17 protein-coding genes and 2 pseudogenes are annotated in these 17,681 nt (G+C 72.0%); 10 read left to right on the forward strand and 9 right to left on the reverse strand.

What is annotated here, in order from left to right:
• Window position 1: 1 nt before the first annotated feature.
• Complete coding sequence (locus M8J73_RS02775; RefSeq protein ID WP_055541072.1) at window positions 2-1,114, forward strand: sensor histidine kinase; 1,113 nt, start codon at window positions 2-4, stop codon at window positions 1,112-1,114.
• 30 nt (window positions 1,115-1,144) lie between these two features.
• Here M8J73_RS02775 and M8J73_RS02780 read toward each other — a convergent pair whose 3' ends face one another.
• Window positions 1,145-2,146 carry an NAD-dependent epimerase/dehydratase family protein gene (locus tag M8J73_RS02780; RefSeq protein WP_055541071.1) on the reverse strand — a complete coding sequence of 334 codons (1,002 nt, stop codon included), beginning with the start codon at window positions 2,144-2,146 and terminating at the stop codon, window positions 1,145-1,147.
• A gap of 246 nt (window positions 2,147-2,392) precedes the next feature.
• On the opposite strand from M8J73_RS02780, the gene M8J73_RS02785 reads away from it, so the two are divergent.
• Window positions 2,393-2,956, forward strand: a complete 564-nt coding sequence (locus M8J73_RS02785; protein ID WP_055541070.1) for a DM13 domain-containing protein — start codon at window positions 2,393-2,395, stop codon at window positions 2,954-2,956.
• Between the two features lie 40 nt (window positions 2,957-2,996).
• Window positions 2,997-4,121: a sulfite oxidase gene (locus M8J73_RS02790; protein ID WP_249828184.1), complete on the forward strand. Its 1,125-nt coding sequence runs from the start codon at window positions 2,997-2,999 to the stop codon at window positions 4,119-4,121.
• Between the two features lie 24 nt (window positions 4,122-4,145).
• Here M8J73_RS02790 and M8J73_RS02795 read toward each other — a convergent pair whose 3' ends face one another.
• From M8J73_RS02795 to M8J73_RS02805, 3 genes are all read right to left on the reverse strand, one after another.
• Window positions 4,146-4,358, reverse strand: a complete 213-nt coding sequence (locus M8J73_RS02795; RefSeq protein WP_055540786.1) for a DUF4287 domain-containing protein — start codon at window positions 4,356-4,358, stop codon at window positions 4,146-4,148.
• Between the two features lie 172 nt (window positions 4,359-4,530).
• Complete coding sequence (locus M8J73_RS02800; protein WP_055540785.1) at window positions 4,531-5,148, reverse strand: DUF1707 SHOCT-like domain-containing protein; 618 nt, start codon at window positions 5,146-5,148, stop codon at window positions 4,531-4,533.
• 240 nt (window positions 5,149-5,388) lie between these two features.
• Window positions 5,389-5,652, reverse strand: a complete 264-nt coding sequence (locus M8J73_RS02805) for a hypothetical protein (protein ID WP_157873235.1) — start codon at window positions 5,650-5,652, stop codon at window positions 5,389-5,391.
• Between M8J73_RS02805 and M8J73_RS02810 the strand changes: the two are divergent.
• The 5 genes and pseudogenes from M8J73_RS02810 (at window position 5,639) to M8J73_RS02830 (ending at window position 10,500) form a co-directional block, all read left to right on the forward strand.
• Window positions 5,639-6,039: pseudogene (locus M8J73_RS02810) on the forward strand (potassium-transporting ATPase subunit C). The gene M8J73_RS02805 and the pseudogene M8J73_RS02810 sit on opposite strands and share 14 nt — an antisense overlap.
• Before the next feature lie 33 nt (window positions 6,040-6,072).
• Window positions 6,073-6,771 carry a response regulator gene (locus M8J73_RS02815; RefSeq protein WP_055540784.1) on the forward strand — a complete coding sequence of 233 codons (699 nt, stop codon included), beginning with the start codon at window positions 6,073-6,075 and terminating at the stop codon, window positions 6,769-6,771.
• 70 nt (window positions 6,772-6,841) lie between these two features.
• Window positions 6,842-9,421 (forward strand): sensor histidine kinase, encoded by a 2,580-nt coding sequence (locus M8J73_RS02820; protein WP_055540783.1) that lies wholly within the window; start codon window positions 6,842-6,844, stop codon window positions 9,419-9,421.
• Window positions 9,421-10,098, forward strand: a complete 678-nt coding sequence (locus M8J73_RS02825) for a response regulator (RefSeq protein WP_055540782.1) — start codon at window positions 9,421-9,423, stop codon at window positions 10,096-10,098. The genes M8J73_RS02820 and M8J73_RS02825 overlap by 1 nt, the downstream gene beginning before the upstream one ends.
• Before the next feature lie 66 nt (window positions 10,099-10,164).
• On the forward strand, window positions 10,165-10,500 hold the full coding sequence (locus M8J73_RS02830; RefSeq protein WP_055540781.1) for a YnfA family protein: 336 nt from the start codon (window positions 10,165-10,167) through the stop codon (window positions 10,498-10,500).
• Between the two features lie 16 nt (window positions 10,501-10,516).
• On the opposite strand, the gene M8J73_RS02835 is transcribed toward M8J73_RS02830, so the two are convergent.
• Both M8J73_RS02835 and M8J73_RS02840 read right to left on the reverse strand, forming a co-directional pair.
• The gene (locus tag M8J73_RS02835) at window positions 10,517-11,686 is read right to left on the reverse strand and encodes a magnesium and cobalt transport protein CorA (protein ID WP_055540780.1); all 1,170 of its coding nucleotides are present in this window, start codon (window positions 11,684-11,686) and stop codon (window positions 10,517-10,519) included.
• Between the two features lie 222 nt (window positions 11,687-11,908).
• Complete coding sequence (locus tag M8J73_RS02840; protein ID WP_055540779.1) at window positions 11,909-13,804, reverse strand: SMI1/KNR4 family protein; 1,896 nt, start codon at window positions 13,802-13,804, stop codon at window positions 11,909-11,911.
• Between the two features lie 223 nt (window positions 13,805-14,027).
• On the opposite strand from M8J73_RS02840, the pseudogene M8J73_RS02845 reads away from it, so the two are divergent.
• A pseudogene (locus M8J73_RS02845) lies at window positions 14,028-14,694 on the forward strand (GAF and ANTAR domain-containing protein).
• Between the two features lie 142 nt (window positions 14,695-14,836).
• Here M8J73_RS02845 and M8J73_RS02850 read toward each other — a convergent pair.
• Entirely contained in the window at window positions 14,837-15,352 is a 516-nt protein-coding gene (locus tag M8J73_RS02850) for a YceI family protein (RefSeq protein ID WP_055540778.1), read from the reverse strand.
• Window positions 15,353-15,489: 137 nt separating this feature from the next.
• On the opposite strand from M8J73_RS02850, the gene M8J73_RS02855 reads away from it, so the two are divergent.
• Window positions 15,490-15,993 (forward strand): MarR family winged helix-turn-helix transcriptional regulator, encoded by a 504-nt coding sequence (locus M8J73_RS02855; protein WP_055540777.1) that lies wholly within the window; start codon window positions 15,490-15,492, stop codon window positions 15,991-15,993.
• A gap of 153 nt (window positions 15,994-16,146) precedes the next feature.
• Here the strand turns inward: M8J73_RS02855 and M8J73_RS02860 are convergent, their stop codons facing one another.
• Both M8J73_RS02860 and M8J73_RS02865 read right to left on the reverse strand, forming a co-directional pair.
• Complete coding sequence (locus M8J73_RS02860; protein WP_249828185.1) at window positions 16,147-17,055, reverse strand: GlxA family transcriptional regulator; 909 nt, start codon at window positions 17,053-17,055, stop codon at window positions 16,147-16,149.
• A 10-nt stretch (window positions 17,056-17,065) separates the two neighbouring features.
• On the reverse strand, window positions 17,066-17,668 hold the full coding sequence (locus M8J73_RS02865; RefSeq protein WP_055538331.1) for a cysteine hydrolase family protein: 603 nt from the start codon (window positions 17,666-17,668) through the stop codon (window positions 17,066-17,068).
• Between the last annotated feature and the right edge of the window lie 13 nt (window positions 17,669-17,681).

Genomic DNA, 17,681 nt, shown 5'->3' on the forward strand with positions numbered 1-17,681 from the left:
GATGCGCGACACCCTGCTCATCGCCCTGTACGCGTTCCTCGGCGCCGTCGCCGCCGGAGGGCTGGGCGCGCTGGCGCTGTGGCCGCTGCGCCGCCGTTCGCTCACCGCGTCGCTCACCGTCGTGGCCGCCGTCGCCGTGACTGCCATGCTCGCCGGCACCCTCGCCGTCGCCTGGGCGATGTTCCTCTCCCCGCACGACCTGACCGTCGTCACCACGGTCGTCGCCATGGCCGCCGTCGTCTCCCTGGCCACCGCGCTGCTCCTCGGCCGCTGGGTCGTCGCCCGCAGCCGCGCCCTCCAGATCGCCGCGCGGTCCTTCGGTGACGGCGGCGACTTCACCGCCCCCGACGGCCCGGCCACGGCCGAACTCGCCGCGCTCAGCGCCGAGTTGGCCGCCACGAGTGCCAAGCTCGCCGCGTCCAGGGAACGCGAGCGCGCCCTGGAGTCCTCCCGGCGTGAACTCGTCGCCTGGATCTCCCACGACCTGCGCACGCCCCTCGCGGGTCTGCGCGCCATGGCCGAGGCACTGGAGGACGGGGTCGCCGCCGACCCCCACCGCTATCTCCGGCAGATCCGTACCGAGGTCGAGAGCCTCGACGGCATGGTCGGCGACCTCTTCGAGCTCTCCCGCATCCACGCGGGCAGCCTGACTCTGTCCTTCTCCCGGATGTCCCTGTACGACCTCGTCGGGGACGCCCTGGCGGGCGCCGACCCGCTCGCCCGGGAGCACGGTGTGCGGCTCGCCGCCGCGCGCGTCGAACCCGTACCGGTCGAGGTCGACGGCAAGGAGATGAGCCGGGTCCTCGCCAACCTGCTGGTCAACGCGATCCGCCGGACCCCCGCCGACGGCACGGTCGCGGTGGCGGCCGAGCGGTCCCCGGACGGCGTGGTGCTCTCCGTGACCGACGGCTGCGGCGGCATCGCCGAGGAGGACCTGCCGCGTGTCTTCGACACCGGCTGGCGCGGCACCCACGCCCGCACACCCCCGGCCGGCGCGGGCCTCGGCCTCGCCATCGTCCGCGGAATCGTGGAGGCCCACCGGGGGCACGCCTCCGTACGCAACATCCCCGGCGGCTGCCGCTTCGAGGTGGTGCTGCCCGCGGCCGCTTCCTGAAAGCGGGCAGCACCACCGGTCCAGGGGGCCCTACGCCCCGCGCATCCCGGCCCGAGCGAACTCCCGCATCCCCTCGGCGAACCCGACCTCCGGCTTCCAGCCCAGTTCGGCCCGCAGTCGTCGCGAGTCGGCGGTGATGTGCCGGACGTCGCCCAGCCGGTACTCCCCGGTGACGACCGGGTCGGGTCCGCCGTGCGCGGCGGCCAGCGCCCGCGCCATCTCCCCGACGGTGTGCGGCTCGCCGCTCCCGGTGTTGTACACCGTGAGGACGCCGGCGGGCGTGTCCGCCTCCAGCGCCGCCACGTTGGCCGCCGCCACATCCCGGACGTGGACGAAGTCCCGCCGCTGACGGCCGTCCTCGAACACCTGGGGCGCCTCACCGCGTGCGAGCGCGGAACGGAAGAACGACGCCACCCCCGCGTACGGGGTGTCCCGCGGCATCCGGGGCCCGTACACGTTGTGGTAGCGCAGCGAGACGGCGGTTCCGCCCGTGGCCCGGGCCCAGGCCGCCGCCAGATGCTCCTGGGCGAGTTTCGTCGTCGCGTACACATTGCGCGGGTCGACCGGCGCGTCCTCCTCCACCAGCCCCGGCGACAGTTCGGCCCCGCACGCCGGGCACAGCGGCTCGAAGCGCCCGGCGTCGAGATCCGCGGTGTCCCGTGGCCCCGGCCGCACCACGCCGTGCCGCGCGCACACGTACCGTCCCTCCCCGTACACCACCATCGACCCCGCCAGCACGAGCCGCCGCACCCCCGCGTCCGCCATGGCGGTGAGCAGCACGGCGGTCCCCAGGTCGTTGCGCGAGACGTACTCCGGCGCGTCGGCGAACCCCGTGCCCAGGCCGACCATCGCCGCCTGATGGCACACGGCGTCCACACCGTCCAGCGCGCGGGCGACGGCGTCGCGGTCCCGTACGTCCGCGCCCGCGTCCACCGCCACGTCGAACACGACGGGCTCGTGGCCGTGTTCCGCCAACGCGTCGACGACATGGGACCCGATGAATCCGGCACCGCCGGTGACCAGTACTCGCATGCGGCCCACGCTAGAACCGGCCACCGACCGCACCCCAGGGCCACGCCCGGCACGTCACGCTTCCGTAAGACAGTGACGGTGGGACGGCGACGGTGGGACGGCGACGGCCGGGTCCGCGACGTAAGGGTTTCGTCATCGTCCTGGCCGGGTCGTGGGCACTGCGGACCGCCTTGAATGGAGGAGACGACACGGATGCTCGGTTGCACGGGCGCACGCACGGATCACGGAACAGGAAGAAGGAACGGCATGGCGCGCAAGCGGAGGACACCGCTGATCATCGGGCTGACGGCGATGGTGGTCGTGGCCCTGGCCGCCGGGCTGTACTGGTTCCAGCCGTGGAAGCTGTGGCAGGACGAGACGGTGACGGAAGCCCTGCCCGGTACGGTCGTGGACGTCTCCCGGGGCCCCGCGGCGGAGCCGGAGGAGTCGCACTCCCGCTCGGCGCCGACCGGACCCGTGACCGTGTCGAGCGGCGATCTGATCAGCCACGAGCACACGACGACGGGCACGGTGAGGCTGGTACGGCTCGCCGACGGCTCGCACGTGGTCCGGCTGGAGGGGCTCGACACCAGTAACGGCCCCGATCTGCGCGTGTGGCTGACCGACGCGCCGGTGAAGGAAGGGCGGGCCGGCTGGCACGTCTTCGACGACGGCGCCCACGTCAGCCTCGGAAAGCTCAAGGGCAACAAGGGAAGCCAGAACTACCCGCTGCCCGACGGCGTCGACCCCTCCCGGTACACCAGCGTCACCATCTGGTGCGACCGCTTCGACGTCTCCTTCGGCGCCGCCGCTCTCACCGACGAGGGGTGACCGCCGTGCAGGCACCGTCTGAGAAGCGGACAATACGAGCATGGGGCGTCGGCTCTCCGATGTGAGCGCACCAGCGCGGCTGGCCGGGCCGGACGAAGGCATCGGCCGGGACGAACTGGCGCTGGCCGCGCGCAATCACGGCCTGCCGCTGGAAGCCCTGCGGTACGACCTCACTCCGCCCGGACTGCACTACGTCCTCACCCACTACGACATCCCGTACGTCGCCGACGAGGCGTCCTGGGAACTGACCATCGGCGGCGGCGTCCGCCGTCCCCTGCGCCTCACCCCGGCGGATCTGCGCGCATACCCCGCCGTCACCCTGCGCGTCACCCTGGAATGCGCCGGCAACGGGCGGGCCCTGCTGACGCCCCGGCCGGTCAGCCAGCCCTGGCTGGTCGAGGCCGTCGGCACCGCGGAGTGGACGGGCGTCCCGCTGCGGCTGCTGCTCGCCGACGCCGGGGTCGAGGACGGTGCCGTCGACGTCGTCTTCACCGGCGCCGACCACGGGGTGGAGCGCGGTGTCGAACAGGACTACCGGCGCGCCCTCCCCGTGGACGTGGCTGTCGGCGACCGGGCCGACGTGCTGGTCGCCCACACGATGAACGGTGCCCCGCTGCCTCCCCAGCACGGCCGCCCGCTGCGCCTCGTGGTCCCCGGCTGGTACGGCATGGCGCACGTGAAGTGGCTGCGCGACATCACCGTGACCGACCGAACGTTCACCGGATTCCAGCAGACCGTGGCCTACCGGCTCCGGCAGCACCCCGAGGACGAGGGCGAGCCGGTCACCCGCATGGCACCGCGCGCCCTGCTGATCCCGCCCGGCTTCCCCGACTTCATGTCGCGGGCGCGGGTCGTCCGGCCCGGCGCTGTGGAGTTGGAGGGGCGTGCCTGGTCGGGGTGGGCGCCGGTGTCGCGGGTGGAGCTCAGCACGGACGGGGGACGCGGGTGGGGCGAGGCCGAGGTCGAGCCGACGGGCGCACACCGCTGGGCCTGGCGCCGGTGGCGCTTCGCGTGGACCGCCGTGCCCGGCGACCATCTCCTGATGGCACGGGCCACCGACGCCGAGGGCCGCACCCAACCCCTGGACCAGCCCTGGAACCGGGGCGGTTTCACCAACAACCTCGTCCAACGCGTACCCGTCGTGTGCCTGGAGCCCGGGAGCTGAACGCGGGAGAGCGGGCGGAGCGACTCAGTCGCCGGTCCCCTCCGCGAGGGTGTGGGCGACGAGGGCGTTGGCATGACCGTGACCCAGGTTGTGCTCGGTCTTCAGCCAGTTCACGAGTTCCATGTGCTTGGTCAGCGGCGAGGAGCGGATGAGGTCCTTCCACTCGGCGATCGGTCGGCCGTACTTCTTCTCGATGGAGGGGAAGTAGCTGGCAGGGCCCTTCACGGTGGCGGTCATGTCGATGATCCTGTCTGTCCGTTGCCTCGGGTCGGTGTCGTCGCTGATATGACCGAGCGGCCCTGCTCGAATCATCGGCCGACGCGTGTGCTCTGTGTCACATCGCGCGCTCGGTGCGGGGAGACGGCCGAACGGCCGCGTCAGCGCCGGGAGTTCGTGAGCGACGGCGGTCTCATCGCCAACGGCGGTGGTGCGGTGCCCGGACCACCACCCGGCCGTGGGCCTTCTGGCCGACCACTTCCACGCGCAGGATCACCGGCGTGTCGGAACTCGTCGGAGCAGGCCGGTACTTGACCTTGCTGTGCACCAGGTGCAGTCCGTCGGTGTCGACCACGACACCCGGCCTCGTGATCAGCTTCAGGGTCTTTCCCGTCATGTTCAGGTCGATGCGCAGGGTGTCGTGTGTGATCACCGCGTCGGTGAAGTCGAGCGTCACCGCGCAGAACGTCACCGCGAGTTGCAGTCTCCGCGGCACCACCCAGCGGCCCAGGCGCTCGACCGGGCCGCTGTGGACCTGCTCGATCCGCACCAGGTCCTTGGCCTCCGCTCCGGCCGCGCCGGCCACGGCCGACGCCGGCAGGTCGGCCGTGAGCGGGACCAGATCGCCCAGGGTCCGTGCCGACAGGGCCGCTTCCAGGCGCTCGTCCAGCTCCTCGGCGGTCAGCAGGCCGTCGCCCGCGGCGATGCGCAGCACGTCCACCACCCGGTCGCGGTCCGCGTGGGAGGCCCGCACCTCGGGCGACGACACGGCGCCGAGGCGCTTCCCGGTGGGTGAGATCTCTCCCGGCATGCTTCCGTCCTGCTCCTGTCGAATGCCTCGGCGCGACGCGGGCCGCGACGCGGGACCAGGCTAGCGCTATATCGCGATATGGATCCAGGGGTTGTCGCGTGTTCCGGCGGGTCGCGGGGCCGCGGAGTCGGAGGCGCGTCGAGGAAGCCCGCGCCGCCGTCAGGGGTCCGTCAAGGACGCCCGTGCGGCCGTTAGGGACTCGTCAAGAGCGGCCGCTTTCCGCCCGGACGGCGTTCTCCTCTAGGAGTCCGACGTACTTCCGCACCTCATCCAGGAGTTCGCGATGGTCGATGTGGCCTTCGTCGTCACCACGATCGCGGTGTTCGCGCCGGCGGCTCTCGTCGCCAAGGGGGTGACGAAGCTGTGACCGCCGAGAACGTCGTCGGCCTGGTCGTGGCCGTCGCCCTGCTCCGCCGCAACCTCACCATCTACGGCATCGTCGGACCGATCGCCCCCTTCGTCGGCATCAAGCTCATCGACCTGCTCATCTCTGACCCTGGTCACGGGCGTCCTCTACCCGCTGGCCGTCACCGGCGTCGCCCAGGCGCTGTTCCACAACAAGGCGAACGGCTCGGAGATCTCGTACGACGGGAAGGTCGTCGGTTCCTCGCTGATCGGCCAACAGGGCTACAGCCTCGACTCCTTCCAGCCCCGGCCGACGGGCGGTCTCGGCGAGAACCCGGTCGACACCCGTTACCAGCTGATCCTCTCGGGCGCGACCAATCTCTCCAGGTCCACCGGGTCGCCGAGCGGAACGGCCTGCCCGTGGCCCGGGTCCGGCACCTGGTCGACGAGCACACCGAGGACCGCACCCTCGGCTTCATCGGCGAGCCCCGGGTGAACGTCCTCGCACTCAACATCGCGCTCAAGGAACTCCTGGCCAAGAGCTGACCACCAGAGCCGACAACAGGAAGGCGCTCCCCGATGACCCGAGTGCTGGTCGTGGAGGACGACCCCCAGCTCGTACGCGCGCTCGTCATCAACCTGCGGGCCCGCCACTACGGGGTCGACGCGGCCCCCGACGGGACCACGGCCCTCCGGCTGGCGGCCGCGCACCGGCCCGACGTGGTCATGCTCGACCTCGGTCTGCCCGACATGGACGGCGTCGACGTCATCAAGGCCCTGCGCGACAAGGCCCTGCGCGGCAGAACCCCCGTCCCCATCCTCGTGCTGTCCGCGCGGACAGCCTCCGAGGACAAGGCCGCGGCCCTCGACGCGGGCGCCGACGACTACATCACCAAACCGTTCGCCATGGACGCGCTGATGGTCCGGCTGCGCGCCGCCGCCCGCCGTACGGAGGCCACCCCCGTCCCGTCCGGCGTGACGCGGGTCGAGACGGACGGCCTCACCGTCGACCTGGTCGCCAGGAAGGCCACCAGGGACGGGCACGACGTCCTCCTCACCGCGACCGAATGGCATCTGCTGGAGATCCTGATCACCAGCCCCGGCCGCCTCGTCCCGCAGAAGGACCTGCTGCGGCAGGTGTGGGGGCCGCCCCATGGCGACCCGGCCCCCTACCTGCGGGTGTACATGGCCCAGCTGCGCCGCAAACTGGAGGCGGACCCCTCCCGACCCCGTCACCTCATCACCGAGCCGGGGACGGGCTACCGCTTCGAGACGTGAGCCCTGCCCACCCCACGGCCGGAACCGCGCACGAGAGCAGCCCAGACCAGACGACAGCAGAGACGAGACCATGGCACGCGGGAAGCTCAGGATCTACCTCGGCGCGGCACCGGGCGTCGGCAAGACATACGCGATGCTGTCCGAGGCGCACCGCCGGACCGAACGCGGCACCGACTGCGTGGTGGCCTTCGTGGAGCACCACGGGCGGCCGCGCACCGAGGTGATGCTGCACGGTCTGGAGGAGGTCCCGCGCCGCGAGCTGGAGTACCGCGGCACGGTCTTCACCGAGATGGACGTCGACGCGGTCCTCGCTCGGCGCCCGCGGGTGGCGCTGGTCGACGAACTCGCGCACACCAATGTGCCCGGCTCCCGCAACACCAAGCGCTGGCAGGACGTGGAGGAACTGCTGGCGGCCGGGATCGACGTCATCTCCACGGTGAACATCCAGCACCTGGAGTCACTGGGCGACGTGGTGGAGTCGATCACGGGAGTGCGGCAGCGGGAGACCGTACCGGACGAGACGGTGCGCCGCGCCCACGAGATCGAGCTGGTCGACATGGACCCGCAGGCGCTGCGGCGGCGCATGGCGCACGGCAACGTCTACAAGCCGGACAAGGTCGACGCGGCGCTGTCCAACTACTTCCGCCCCGGCAACCTCACCGCCCTGCGCGAGCTGGCCCTGCTCTGGGTGGCCGACCGGGTCGACGAGTACCTGACGGAGTACCGCAGCGAGCACCGGGTGTCGACGATATGGGGCTCGCGGGAGCGCATCGTCGTCGGCCTGACCGGCGGTCCCGAGGGACGCACCCTCCTGCGGCGGGCGGCGCGGCTGGCGGAGAAGGGCGCGGGCGGCGAGGTCCTGGCCGTCTACATCGCCCGCAGCGACGGGCTGACCTCCGCCTCGCCCAAGGAACTGGCCGTCCAGCGCACCCTGGTCGAGGACCTGGGCGGCACCTTCCACCACGTCGTGGGCGAGGACATCCCGGCGGCGCTGCTGGACTTCGCGCGCGGCGTGAACGCCACCCAGATCGTGCTGGGTGTCTCGCGTCGCAAGAGCTGGCAGTACGTGTTCGGGCCGGGCGTGGGCGCGACGGTGGCCCGCGACTCGGGCCCCGACCTGGACGTCCATCTGATCACGCACGACGAGGCGGGCAAGGGGCGCGGACTGCCGGTGGCGCGCGGCGCCCGGCTCGGCCGGGCACGGATCGTCGCGGGCTGGCTCGTCGGCGTCCTGGGGCCCGTCCTGCTCACCCTGCTGCTCCGGCTCGGGCCCGACGCCGGTCTCGCCAACGACATGCTGCTGTTCCTCGCGCTGACGGTGGCGGCGGCCCTGCTCGGCGGTCTCCACCCGGCGCTCGCCTCGGCCGTGGTGGGCTGTCTGCTGCTGAACTGGTTCTTCACCCCACCCTTCCACACGCTCACGATCGCCGACCCCGAGAACATCCTCGCCATCGTGATCTTCGTCGGGGTGGCGGTGGCGGTGGCGTCCGTCGTGGACCTGGCGGCCCGGCGCACCCACCAGGCGGCCCGGCTGCGCGCGGAGTCGGAGATCCTCTCCTTCCTGGCCGGCAGCGTGCTGCGTGGCGAGACCAGTCTGGAGGCGCTGCTGGAACGCGTCCGGGAGACCTTCGCCATGGAGTCGGCGGCGCTGCTGGAACGGACGAGCGACGTCGACCCCTGGATACGCGCCGGCAGTGTGGGCCCGCGTCCCGCGGAGAGCCCCGAGGACGCGGACGTCGACATGCCCGTCGGCGACCACATGGCGCTCGCGCTGTCCGGGCGGGTGCTGCCCGCCTCCGACCGCCGGGTGCTGGCCGCCTTCGCCGCCCAGGCAGCCGTGGTCCTGGACCGTCAACGGCTGCGGCAGGAGGCCGACCGTGCCAAGGAACTCGCCGAGGGCAACCGCATCCGCACCGCCCTGCTGGCCGCCGTCAGCCATGACCTGCGCACCCCGCTCGCCGGGATCAAGGTGTCCGTGTCGTCGCTGCGCTCGGACGACGTGGAGTGGTCCAAGGAGGACCGGGCCGAGCTGCTGGCGGCGATCGAGGACGGCGCCGACCGCCTCGACCACCTCGTGGGCAATCTGCTGGACATGTCGCGTCTGCAGACCGGCACCGTCACCCCGCTCATGACGGAGACCGACCTGGACGAGGTCGTCCCCATGGCGATGGGCGGCATACCGGACCCCGGGGAGACGGTCGTCCTGGACGTGCCGGAGACCCTGCCCATGGTCGTCACGGACAAGGGGCTCCTGGAACGGGTCGTCGCCAACGTCGTCGAGAACGCCGTCAAGTACAGCCCCCGCGGCGAGCCGGTCGTGGTCGCTGCCAGCGCCCTGGCCGACCGGGTGGAGGTCCGGGTCGTGGACCGCGGTCCCGGCGTCCCCGACGAGGCGAAGGACCGTATCTTCGAGCCCTTCCAGCGCCACGGCGACGCCCCGCGTGGTGCGGGGGTCGGACTGGGCCTCGCGGTCGCCCGCGGCTTCGCCGAGGCCATGGGCGGCACCCTCACCGCGGAGGACACCCCCGGCGGCGGCCTCACAATGGTCCTGACCCTCCGCGCCGCGGGAACGGGCACCGGACCCCGGCAGCCCGTACCGGCGGCGACCGCGGGGCCGCACCACCTGGTACCCACCGAGAGGCAGACCTGATGACCCGGGTGCTCGTGATCGACGACGAGCCACAGATCGTGCGCGCGCTCGTGATCAACCTCAAGGCGCGCAAGTACGACGTCGACGCGGCGTCCGACGGAGCCACCGCCCTTCAGCTCGTCGCCTCCCGCCACCCCGACGTGGTCGTCCTCGACCTGGGGCTGCCCGACATGGACGGCGTCGACGTCATCAAGGGCCTGCGCGGCTGGACCCGGGTGCCGATCATCGTGCTGTCCGCCCGGCACACCTCGGACGAGAAGGTCGAGGCGCTCGACGCGGGCGCCGACGACTACGTCACCAAGCCCTTCGGCATGGACGAACTCCTGGCCCGGCTGCGGGTGGCCGTCCGCCGCGCCGAACCCACCGCCGGCGAGGACGTCCTGGTGGAGACCGCCGGGTTCACCGTGGACCTGGCCGCGAAGAAGGTCAACCGGGGCGGCGAGGACGTACGCCTCACTCCGACCGAGTGGCAGCTGCTGGAGGTGCTGGTGCGCAACACCGGCCGTCTGGTCAGCCAGAAGCAGCTGCTTCAGGAGGTCTGGGGCCCGTCGTACGGCAAGGAGACGAACTACCTCCGGGTCTACATGGCACAACTGCGCCGGAAACTGGAGGCGGACCCGTCGCACCCGAAGCACTTCATCACGGAGCCGGGGATGGGATACCGCTTCGAGCGATGACGGCGCCGAGGCGGGAGCGCGCCCTGGGAGGACAGCCGGTACGGCCCCGTGGGTAGGGTCGCGCCCATGACCGTCGCTCGCTCCGCCGCCCTCTTCCTCGTCGCCGCACTCCTCGAGATAGGCGGGGCCTGGCTGGTCTGGCAGGGCGTCCGCGAGCACAAGGGGTGGGCCTGGGTCGGCGCGGGCGTCATCGCCCTCGGTCTGTACGGCGTCGTCGCGACCTTCCAGAGCGACGAGAACTTCGGCCGGATCCTCGCCGCCTACGGCGGCGTGTTCGTGGCCGGTTCCCTCGCCTGGGGCATGGTCGCCGACGGCTACCGCCCCGACCGGTGGGACGTCGTGGGCGCGCTGATCTGCCTGGCCGGCATGGCCGTCATCATGTACGCCCCACGCGGCCACTGACCCTCCCCGGCGTGGCTCACAACCAGTCCCGGTGCTTGAACACGACATACAGGCTGACGCAGACCAGGGCCATCAGCACGATCGCGAAGGGGTAGCCGAGGACCCAGTGCAGCTCCGGCATGTGGTCGAAGTTCATGCCGTAGACGGTGCCGATGAGGGTGGGCGCGAACAGGATGGCCGCCCAGCTGGAGATCTTCTTGATCTCGTTGTTCTGCGCGTGGCCCGCCTCGGCCAGAGCCTTCATCTCCTCGTTCTGCGCCTGGGTGACGAGGGTGGCGTTGACGGTGAGGATGTCGCCGAGCGCCTGCCGGAAGCCGTCGACGCGTTCGGCGACGGTGGTGGCGTGGTCGGCGACGTCCCGCAGATACCGCTGCAGCTCCTCGTTCGTGCCGTACTTCGCGAAGCCGGCCTCCAGGCTGCGCATGATGGTCAGCAGGGGGCGGGTGGCCCGCTGGAAGTCGACGACCTCACGGGACAGCTCGTAGATACGGCGGGACACCTTCGGGTCGCCGCCGAACACCTCGGTCTCGATCTCGTCGATGTCGTTCTGCAGACCCGCCACCACCGGCGCGTATCCGTCGACGACGGCGTCCAGGATCGCGTACAGCACCGCCTCCGGGCCCATCGCCAGCAGGTCCTGGTCGGTCTCCAGCCGTTTGCGGACGGCACCCAGGTCCGGGGCCTGGCTGTGGCGGACGGTGAGGACGAACTCCGGGCCGACGAAGATATGGATCTCACCGAAGTCGACCTCCTCCGTCTCGTCCAGATAGCGGGCCGAGCGCAGGACGACGAACAGCGTGGCCCCGTAGCGCTCCAGCTTGGGCCGCTGGTGGGCGACGATCGCGTCCTCCACGGCCAGCTCGTGCAGCCCGAACTGATCGGCGGCCTGCCACAGCTGCTCCGGGGTCGGCCGGTACAGCCCTATCCAGGCCATCGTCCCGGGCGCGCCGGGCAGCTGCTCGTAGATCTCCGCCAGGGACGATGGGGCGTCGACGCGTCGTCCCTCGCGGTAGACCGCCGCGTCCACCAGACTGCGCTCCAGCGGCACCCGGGGCACGTCGTCCGGCTCCGTCCACGCGTCCAGCGCGTGCTCGGGGACCGGCTCCGGACCGCCGCGCCCGGCGTGGCCCGAGGAACGCAGGGGCCACTTCCCGGCGCGGGCCGCGCGTACGCGCCATTCGGACATGACGCCACCTCCGGAAGGAGTACCCGAATCTGCTGCGCGGGAGGTGCCGAGCGGGTGCACCTCGCCCGCCGGGGCCGGTGAGGGCCAAGGGACGGCGACAACGAGACTAGGTGCTGTGGTGCCGCCGCGCGACGCGGCGGTCTGCCTTCACCGTGCCCCACGCCGTCCAGGCACCCACCGCCGCCGACCGGGCGGCCGAGGCGGAACTCGGCGCTGTCCCCTTCACCCCACGTGGATGACCGTGTAGACCTCTCCGTCCCGGGGCGGACGCCTCCAGGAGCGGGTGGTGAAGGTGTGCAGTCGCCCCCTGACGAGGGCGTGCCGGGGCAGGGCCACCCCGAACTCCTCCGCCACCGCCTCCAGCACGGCCCGTTCCGCCTCCGCGTCGTCCGCCCGGTCGCCGAAGAACCTGCTCGGGTCCAGCGCCCGCGGTATCTCACCGCTCCGCCGTATCTCTCCCTCGGCGTACGTGAACGCGTACTGCTCGGTGCCGTCCCGCGCCACCGAGAGATGGAAGGACGGCTGGTGATGTGTCCGCAGAGCGCTCCACACCACCACCGCGCGGGTGCCGGCGACGGAGACGGGCTCGGCCGGGGAGATGAACCGCTCTGGGTCGAACGGGGCGGGCTCGCTGTCGAAGGCGAAACTCCAACCGGTGCCGGCCCGGCCCACCGACATGAGCGCCCTGTCCTCGAAGGGCGGGAACTCCCCGCGGTCGACCAGCGCTCGGCGGCGCGCCTCCCAGCGGGTCTGCGGAGAACCCAGCGTGGCACCGTCACCGTCCGCGAGACGTGCGGGCAGCTCCTGTGGCTCGACCCCCTCCGCCAGCACGAACCGGTACGACATGCGATTGTTGCCCGGGTCGGGCTCCGCGAGCCACGCCAGACCGCCCGGGTCGAGCGCCCCCGCCGGTCCCGGCACCGCGCCGGACTGTCCGCCCCGTGGAGTGGACAGCAGTTCCCGGCCCCGCTCCTGGGTCAGCAGCGGCCCGAGCACCGGGTCGCCCAGCCAGCCCAGCGGGGCCAGGTGGTCCGGTCCCAGCGGCTCCCACAGCGGGAGCGCGTCGATCAGCGTCCGCCACGCCCCGTCGGTGTCGCCCCACCGCGCCAGCTCCCGCGCCCGCTCGACCGCCTCCCCGAACGGTCCGCCCGCCGTGTACCGGTACGCGCCGCTCCTGACCTCGTCCAGCGTCGCGAACGCGAGGGACATCAGGTCCTGGTCGGCGCCCCGCAGGGAGAACCTCAGCGTGGAGTCGCCCCGGTAGGAGTGCGCCGCCTGCTCGGCGACCAGTGGCGGCAGCAGGTCGGGCGCGTACCTCGGGTCCGTCACCACGTCCTCGAAGTGGACCATGTAGGTCTCCCCGAGCAGCCGCCGTATCTGGTCGCCCAGGCCGCCGGCGCGCGGTCTGCCGTACGCCTTGGCCTCGTCCAGTACCGTCAGGGCCCGTTCCCAGTCGCCGTGCAGCGCCGTCGACCGGGCCTCGTCCATCCGGGCGTCCAGCCCGCGCGTCGTGTCGTTGACGAACTCCGGGGCGCCGTCGCCGCCGCGCGCCCGCAACTGGTGGAACTCGCGGTGCATCTCCCGCATGAACGCGCCGAAGTCCGCGAACCGCTCGGGCGGCGCGGCGCGCCAGCTCGCCCACGTGTACACCGCCCATTCCCCCCTCTCGTCGACGTCGCCGGGGTCGAGGAGGACGCGGGTGGCATCGGACTCGACATCGAGCTGGAGTCCGCGCCGCCACAGGTCCGCCTCGCGCCGCTCCTCGGGCCCCGCATCCTCGTCCAGGTGTTCCTCGAAGAACTCCGCGAGCCCCGACTCGTTGGCGTGCCAGCGGGCGTGCTCGGTGCCCGCCAGCCGAGACACGAACCCTCCCGCGTGCCGCCAGCCGTCGCTGATCCGCAGGAACGCGCGGTACGACGGGGGCATCCGTCGCCCGAGGCGCTCCTCCATGGCCGTGATCCGCTCCTCGGACGCCGGCGGGAATCCCAGCCAACGGGTTTCCCGGGCGGCCTCTTCCTCATCCCGTAACTCGTCGTCCGGCACGGAGTCCGCCCACTCCCCGCTCCACACCCGCAGAAAGGACTGCCAGTCGAATGCCGTGCTGCCCATGTCGGTCATGCGTCCGATGCTGCCACCGCCCACTGACAGCGCCCCGAACGGCCGAGTACGGCGTCGGGCAGGCATGGCCCGCGCCCCGGCGGAGGCGCAGCATGGTGGTGTGAGGCGGTGCGTCTCGTGATCCTCGACGGCACCTCGACGCACGGGCAGAAGTCGGGGTAGGCGTCCACCCGTGCGACGAGGAGCGGAGGACGACGTGGACTGGGGACGGTTCGCCCAGCAGATGGCGACGATGGCGAGGGATCTCCTCGCGCAGGAATCGGTGAAGGGGACGCTGGAGCGGATCACGGCGTCGGCCACCGAACTGGTCGACGGATGCGACGCGGCCGGCATCCTCGTCCTGCACGACACGAAAGTGGAGAGCCTCGCGCCGACCCACGATCTGGTCACCGAGAGCGATGAGCTGCAACAGCAACTGGGGGAGGGGCCCTGCTTCTACGCCGCCCGCAGCTCGGAGGGCGAGCGGGTCTTCCGCATCGCCGACCTCACCACCGAGCAGCGCTGGCCCGCCTTCGCGCCCCAGGCGCGCGCCCTCGGCGTGGGCAGCATGATGGGCTTCCTGCTGTTCACCGACGACCGACGACGAGGACTTCGGCGCGTTGAACCTCTACTCCCGTCGGCCGGGCGCCTTCACCGAGGCGAGCGAACTGGCCGGCTGGCTGCTGGCGTCCCACGCCGCGATCGCCTTCTCCAGCGCACGCACCCACGCCCAGATGGAGCAGGCGGTCGCCACCCGCCATGTCATCGGGGAGGCCATGGGCATCCTGATGGGCAGTCGGCATCTCACCGAGGAGGAGGCGTTCGACGTACTGCGCCGCTACTCACAGGAGAGCAACATCAAACTCCGCGAGATCGCCCGCCGCGTCTGCGAACAGGGCAGCCTCGGCTGATGTCGGGGCGTCGGCTCCCCCGGCTCACTGCTGAACAGGAGGAGCCTGAACCGGGTCAGCCCCCACGGGGAAGGCCGCTGAACCCGGTCTGCCCACCAAGTCCCCCCTCTGGGCGCCCCGACACCTGGCGGAGCCGGTGTGGTCAGCCGGTGTTCCGGACGAAGCGCAGCGTCGCCGTGATCGTGGCCAGGCCGCGCATCATGCCGAGCTGGTTCCAGCCCATGCCGAACTGCTCCCGGTCGACGGTGAATTCGGTGCCCAGGGTGACCCCTTCCGCGTTCGCCTCCGTCAGACGCGCCGTGAGGGACAGCGGCCTGCTGATGCCGCGCACGGTCAGTTGGCCGACGACGCCGACCGTGTCGCCGTCGCGGAGTTCGGCGCTGCGGACGGCGAAGGTGATCTCCGGGTGGTGGTCCACGTCGAAGAAGTCGGCGGACCTCAGGTGCTCGTCGCGCTTGGCGCTCCTGGTGTCCAGGGAGGCGGCGTCGACGGTCACCACGCCCACGGCGGACCCGTCGGGCCGCACCTCGCCCTGGCCGCCGACGGTGCCGAAGGCTCCCTTCACGGTGACCAGGCCCCACATCGTCCTGTGCTGGAGGGCGACGGTGGAGGCGGTGGTGTCGAGCTGCCACAGTCCGGTTTCCACGGCGACGGTCATGGGGGTTCTCCTGTCGAGCGGTCATGAGGGGGAGTCATGATCAGAGGGTCGTTCAAATTTGCATGACTGAAGCTAGCCCGTCATTCGAATTTGGACAACCCGGTCTTCCAAAAATGGACAACAGGTACACTGGGTCCATGGCCGACCACGACAACCACCCCGCCCACCTGCCCGAATGCCCGTCCGCGCGGGGGAGCGGCGGCCTACTGCCGGCCGAGCTGCACGCCTGGATGCTGCTGCTGGGCGCGACGGGCGCGGTGGAGCAGCGGCTGCGCGCCGTCGTGAAGGAGCGGCTCGGTGTCTCCCACGACGAGTTCCTGATCCTGTGTCTGCTGGCCACCCAGCCGGACGACGGTCTGCGCATGACCCGGATCGCGGAGCTCCTCGGCCGCCCCAAGACCCGGCTCACCTACCAGATCGCCTGCCTCCAGCACTCCGACCTCGTCACCCGTGCCTCGGTGTGCGGCGACAAGCGCGGGATCCAGGTCGCGCTCACCGAGAAGGCGCGTCGCCTGCTGAAGGAGGCCTCCGACGCGCTCGCCGGGACGGTCACCGACGCGCTCGGTGAGTTCATGGGGCCCGCGCAGCGCGAGGCGCTGCGCGGACTGCTGCCGGACCTGGTCGCCGAGCGGCGCGTCTAGGCACCGGACCCGGCCTTGACGGCACCGGACCCGGCCTTGACGGCACCGGACCCGGCCTCGACGTGACCCGCGCCAGGGCCTGCGGCCGGGTGCTCGGCGTGCCTCCCGGGGGCGGCGGACTCTGCCCCTGAAAGGCTCCAGGCAGGGGCCGGGTCAGTTCGCGCGGGCGCGCAGGCGGCGGAGCATCCGGGCGTCCTCGAAGCCGACCGAGTGCGCCGCGGCGTCGACCGTGGCGCCGTGGCTGATGAGATGCTCGGCGCGCTCCAGGCGCAGGGTCTGCTGATAGCGCAGCGGGGTGAGGCCGGTGGCGCGGGTGAACATCCGGGTGAGGGTGCGCTCGCTGACGCCGACGGCCGAGGCCAGACCGGGCAGCGGGAGCGGCCGGTCGAAACGGGTGTCGATGAGGTCCTGGACGCGGTGCACGGTGTCGTCGAGGTGGGAACGGTGCCGGAACATCGCGCTCGTCTGCGGCTCATGGCCGTTGCGTCGGGCGTAGACGACCATGTCGCGGGCGACCCGGGCGGCGACGGCCGGGCCGTGCCGGCCCGCGACGAGATGCAGGGCCAGATCGATGCCGCTGGCGATTCCGGCCGAGGTGATCACCCGGTCGTCGGCGGTGAACAGCACGTCGCGCACCACGACCGCGCCGGGATGGCGCAGTGCCAGCTCGTCCTGCACATCGTGGTGGGTGGTGCAGCGGCGGCCCTTGAGGAGACCGGCCCGCCCGAGTGCCTCCGCGCCGGCGCAGACGCTGGCCACCGTGCCGCCCCGGGCATGGTGGTCCCGCAGGACCTTCAGGGAGGCGTCGCCGATGGCCGGGGAGTCGGCGAGGGTGACGGTCCGCCAGCCCGGCACCACGATCAGGTCCTCGGGCCCGAGGTCCGGCCAGTCGGGCCCGGCCACCAGGGGCAGACCCTGAGCGGTGGGGACCTGGGGCCGCTCGGCGACGTAGCGGAGGGTGTAGGGGTGCCCGAAGTCCGCCGCGGTGGAGAAGACCTGCGCGGGGCCGGCCAGGTCCAGCAGATGGACCCCGGGCACCAGGAAGAACACGACGTGGCTCACGATCCGGTCATCATGCCGGATCGTCCGCCGCGGCCTCCAGCCCGTCCACCGTCGCGATCGTGGCGAACCGTCCCGCGAGGGCGTACTCGGTGCGACGGATCACCTCGTCGGCGAGCAGGGTGCGCGGGTCGGCGAGCAGCTCGGCGACGCTCCGGTCGGCGGGTGCGTCGCGGTGCGGGATCGGATCGGTGGCGGTGGCGTCGACGACGAAGGTGACCGCATAGCCGAGGTCGCTGCCGACGCGGGCGGTGGTCTCGACGCACTGCTCGGTGCGGATGCCGCAGACGGTGAGTGCGCGGACTCCGCGCTCCGTGAGGAGTTGCTGCAGGTTGGTGGTGGTGAAGGCGTTGTGCGAGGTCTTGTGGAGGAGCGGCTCGCCGGCCTCGGGCCGCTCCAGCTCCTCCAGCAGCCGGACGTGGCCGAGGGCCGGGTCGAACACGCCGCCGGTGCCGGGCTCGGAGTGCAGTACCCACACCACGAGGTCACCGGCCCGGCGGGCCAGCCGGACCAGCCGGTTGACCTTGTCGGCGATCTTCGGGTCGGAGATCGCCTCCCACAGCGGGCGGGCGCGGAAGGACTCCTGGACATCGATGACGATCAGTGCTCGGGTCATGCCCCAAGCCTCC

It is taken from the genome of Streptomyces neyagawaensis, assembly GCF_023516595.1.
Classification (GTDB): Bacteria; Actinomycetota; Actinomycetes; order Streptomycetales; family Streptomycetaceae; genus Streptomyces; species Streptomyces neyagawaensis.

What these genes read in the sequence shown, in the direction of transcription:
- M8J73_RS02795 (WP_055540786.1), bottom strand. Translation starts at nt 4,358, where the DNA reads ATGACCGCCACCGTGAAGGGCCCTGCCAGCTACTTCCCCTCCATCGAG.
- M8J73_RS02830 (WP_055540781.1), top strand. Translation starts at nt 10,165, where the DNA reads ATGACCGTCGCTCGCTCCGCCGCCCTCTTCCTCGTCGCCGCACTCCTC.
- M8J73_RS02855 (WP_055540777.1), top strand. Translation starts at nt 15,490, where the DNA reads ATGGCCGACCACGACAACCACCCCGCCCACCTGCCCGAATGCCCGTCC.
- M8J73_RS02840 (WP_055540779.1), bottom strand. Translation starts at nt 13,804, where the DNA reads ATGACCGACATGGGCAGCACGGCATTCGACTGGCAGTCCTTTCTGCGG.
- M8J73_RS02775 (WP_055541072.1), top strand. Translation starts at nt 2, where the DNA reads ATGCGCGACACCCTGCTCATCGCCCTGTACGCGTTCCTCGGCGCCGTC.
- M8J73_RS02790 (WP_249828184.1), top strand. Translation starts at nt 2,997, where the DNA reads ATGGGGCGTCGGCTCTCCGATGTGAGCGCACCAGCGCGGCTGGCCGGG.
- M8J73_RS02850 (WP_055540778.1), bottom strand. Translation starts at nt 15,352, where the DNA reads ATGACCGTCGCCGTGGAAACCGGACTGTGGCAGCTCGACACCACCGCC.
- M8J73_RS02820 (WP_055540783.1), top strand. Translation starts at nt 6,842, where the DNA reads ATGGCACGCGGGAAGCTCAGGATCTACCTCGGCGCGGCACCGGGCGTC.
- M8J73_RS02780 (WP_055541071.1), bottom strand. Translation starts at nt 2,146, where the DNA reads ATGCGAGTACTGGTCACCGGCGGTGCCGGATTCATCGGGTCCCATGTC.
- M8J73_RS02815 (WP_055540784.1), top strand. Translation starts at nt 6,073, where the DNA reads ATGACCCGAGTGCTGGTCGTGGAGGACGACCCCCAGCTCGTACGCGCG.
- M8J73_RS02800 (WP_055540785.1), bottom strand. Translation starts at nt 5,148, where the DNA reads ATGCCGGGAGAGATCTCACCCACCGGGAAGCGCCTCGGCGCCGTGTCG.
- M8J73_RS02865 (WP_055538331.1), bottom strand. Translation starts at nt 17,668, where the DNA reads ATGACCCGAGCACTGATCGTCATCGATGTCCAGGAGTCCTTCCGCGCC.
- M8J73_RS02835 (WP_055540780.1), bottom strand. Translation starts at nt 11,686, where the DNA reads ATGTCCGAATGGCGCGTACGCGCGGCCCGCGCCGGGAAGTGGCCCCTG.
- M8J73_RS02785 (WP_055541070.1), top strand. Translation starts at nt 2,393, where the DNA reads ATGGCGCGCAAGCGGAGGACACCGCTGATCATCGGGCTGACGGCGATG.
- M8J73_RS02825 (WP_055540782.1), top strand. Translation starts at nt 9,421, where the DNA reads ATGACCCGGGTGCTCGTGATCGACGACGAGCCACAGATCGTGCGCGCG.